Source organism: Tateyamaria sp. (assembly GCF_039940735.1).
Taxonomy (GTDB): domain Bacteria; phylum Pseudomonadota; class Alphaproteobacteria; order Rhodobacterales; family Rhodobacteraceae; genus Tateyamaria.
The window spans coordinates 1-2,910 of sequence record NZ_JBDVGB010000038.1; the positions used below are offsets into that span (position 1 = coordinate 1).

General features: G+C 51.8%; 2 protein-coding genes and 1 pseudogene. 1 reads left to right on the forward strand and 2 read right to left on the reverse strand.

Going from position 1 to position 2,910, the window contains the following annotated elements; translation table 11 throughout:
* Positions 1 to 802 (reverse strand): annotated as a pseudogene (locus tag ABJF76_RS07585) (4Fe-4S binding protein); the annotation flags it as partial.
* Between the two features lie 132 nt (positions 803 to 934).
* Here ABJF76_RS07585 and ABJF76_RS07590 point away from each other — a divergent pair.
* Positions 935 to 1,675, forward strand: a complete 741-nt coding sequence (locus tag ABJF76_RS07590) for an ABC transporter permease (RefSeq protein ID WP_413820058.1) — start codon at positions 935 to 937, stop codon at positions 1,673 to 1,675.
* Here ABJF76_RS07590 and ABJF76_RS07595 read toward each other — a convergent pair.
* Entirely contained in the window at positions 1,672 to 2,382 is a 711-nt protein-coding gene (locus ABJF76_RS07595) for a vWA domain-containing protein (RefSeq protein ID WP_413820059.1), read from the reverse strand. The genes ABJF76_RS07590 and ABJF76_RS07595 overlap by 4 nt on opposite strands.
* Positions 2,383 to 2,910 lie beyond the last annotated feature (528 nt).

Consider the following 2,910-nt stretch of genomic DNA (forward strand, 5'->3'; position numbering starts at 1 on the left):
AGCCATCCTCACTGAGCACGGCCTCAGCTATCGAGGGGGCGCCCAAGTCGATAATCCAAAGATCAAGGAACGGCTCTTCGGGGTAGTCTTTGGCCTCTGGATCGTCATCTTCCCAAAGGGTGCCTGCAAACCCTGCATCCATTTCACTGTTCAGAACAATTTTGCGCTGAGCGATGCCTTGTTCTACAAGATCTTCCCAAGTGAGATCTTCGGTGTATTCCATGTTTGGAAACGATGGCGGTCCGGTGGAAATACCATTCATCTTTTCGCGCGCTACTTTTAAGGCGGCTGCTAAAATACTTTCATGCGCAATGCGGATCGATGCTGTACCTTTCGTTACCCCATCAAGATAAACCAGTGCGCTGCCCTCGCTGCCTGCGCCATAGGGTGAACCCACGACCAGAGTGTCGGAAATGGAATGACCTCGGTATTGCTTGAAAAAGTCGAAAAACAACTTTTCTGGCAGTCCGGACACAAAGATCGGTTCGTTGTGGGAAACAAGTTGTACGTCCAGAAAACTGCCATCCAGTTCCAGCACAACCAACATGTTGATGGCCGCCCCAGAAAAGCCGGGCAGAGGGGCCATCGGCTCTGTTTCAAAGACATACCCGACCTCAGCCCCGCCTGAGTTGAGCAATTGCCAGACACCCTCGTCATTGAGCCGTTCGCCAAGTTCCATTGGCGGCGCAATATAAGGAGCGATCACATCACGTGACAACGGCTCCGCGAGTGCGCAAAGGGCCGCCCCAATCCACAATGCTGTGCCGATCGCCAATGTGCGAAGTATCTGTGCTCCCATCATGGAAAAACCGTAGGCGGCTATTTGTTTAGGATGTATTCGACCAAGGTATAAGGCGCTTCTTTTTGTGCTTGGGCGTCTAGGGTTCTTCATGTCACCTTGCACCTTATGTCTGGCTTACCCTCGACCCCTCAATTGTCACATATCACCCTGTCTTTGATTGGGCTGATATTGCTGTGGGCCGTTGCTGCGCGGGTTGGGGCGGACCCCACGGTTTTGCCATCACCTGGCGCGGTCTGGCAGTTGATAGTGTCTGAGACACTGTCAGGCGAGTTGCCCCAACATATGTGGGCCACGTTTAGACGGGTGTTGTTTGCCTTTTCTCTTGCGATGTTCTTTGGCCTTTGTATCGGCCTTGCATTGGGCTTAAACCATCGTTTGAACCAATGGTTTGGCACTTGGTTGGTTGTGTTGCTAAACATCCCCGCACTTGTGGTGATTGTCCTGTGTTATCTTTGGATTGGGCTGAACGAAGTGGCTGCGGTTGCTGCTGTTGCGCTGAACAAGACAGCCATGGTCGCGGTCAGCATCCGAGAAGGTGTTCACGCGTTGGACCCCAAGCTAACTGAAATGGCGCGCGCCTTTAGAATGAGCCGTCTTGCCGAATTGCGTCATGTTATCTTACCACAACTCTGGCCCTTTGTTGCCTCTAGCATGCGCAACGGGCTGGCCATCATCTGGAAAATCGTTCTGGTGGTAGAGTTTCTGGGACGCAGTGATGGCGTAGGGTTTCAAATCCATCTCTATTTTCAGCTATTTGAAACCGGATACGTGCTCGCCTATGCGCTCAGCTTTGTTGTGGTGATGTTGATCATCGAATATGGTGTTATCGGCGCACTGGAACTTCGCGCAGTGCGTTGGCGCGCGACGACTTAAAAAAGAAACTGGCAGCCCAATGTTTCACGCAGGGCTGCAATCAATTGATCCAGCGTTTCTGCGCTCGTGTAAGTGCCGCCAGTACTATCTGCCAGACAACGCGCCACGCTTTCCGAAACATTGTAGTCGTTGTCCGTGTCTCGATCCCACGAAAAGAAGCTGCCGCGCACTTTAAAGCCAATCACATGGACGGTCGTGTCAGCCCCCTCATTGGCGAGATCTGTGGCAAGCATACAGGGTTGGCCCCCACAGGTTTCCTTGCCATCCGTCACCAGAACAATTGCAGCAGGACGGTTCTGATAATCCAAAGTTTCGGCGGCCAGTTTGACGGCATCGGTCAGCGGTGTGCTGCCGCTTGGTTCAAGCGAATTTACCGCGTCAATCACCGGCCTTGCCGCATCCAGCATTGGTGGAAACCGAAGATCAACACCGGTGCATTCATCAACTCCCATTGGGCCATACACAACCAATCCGAGCCGCCGGCGTTCAGCAATTTCAGGGATGGTATCTGAGATCGCACGGCGAGCTTCGAAAATACGGGGTTCATTTATGTCATTGAACCCCATTTCCGCCATGGAGCCGGATCCATCAAACACAACCATTGCGTCCGCTGCGCAATTGTCCGTTGCACCAGCAGAAGTGGCATACAAAGCAGACAAAATAAGAGAACCCAAGATGCGCATGGAAAAAGCGTGGCACACGATCATTTTTGAGTCCAGTCGCAAAACTGGCATCCCGCAGCGATTCCAGTGTCACCTTGGGGATTTAACTGATCTGAAAATATGCAGCCCTTCACAATGTTCCAATCCCTTCATAGATTTGGGATTGATCTAAGCTGACTGTCCCGTTTTTGTGACCGCCTCTATGTCGCCCTCAGCAATGACTCGCGTGAACAATCGGAATGTAGCCGAGGCAGTGTTTTCGGCGACGATTGCAAGACAAATTACCTCAGGGCGTCAGAAAAAGCTGGCCTTAGTAAACGTTGGGATCCCAATGGCAAAAAGACCCACAGGCTTTCATGGTGACAATTCGCCGTGACGTTTCACTCTCCATAATATTACATAACACAGATTACAGGAATCTCAGAGACGCGACGGCGGGCGCTACCTTGAAGTGCGACTCCTATTAGAAACCAATGGGTTATCTAATGAGGAGAACGTGCCATGGGAGCCGTTTATAAGCAACTGAGTATCACAGAGCGACGCAGAATAGAACGCTGGAGACATGCAAAGGTC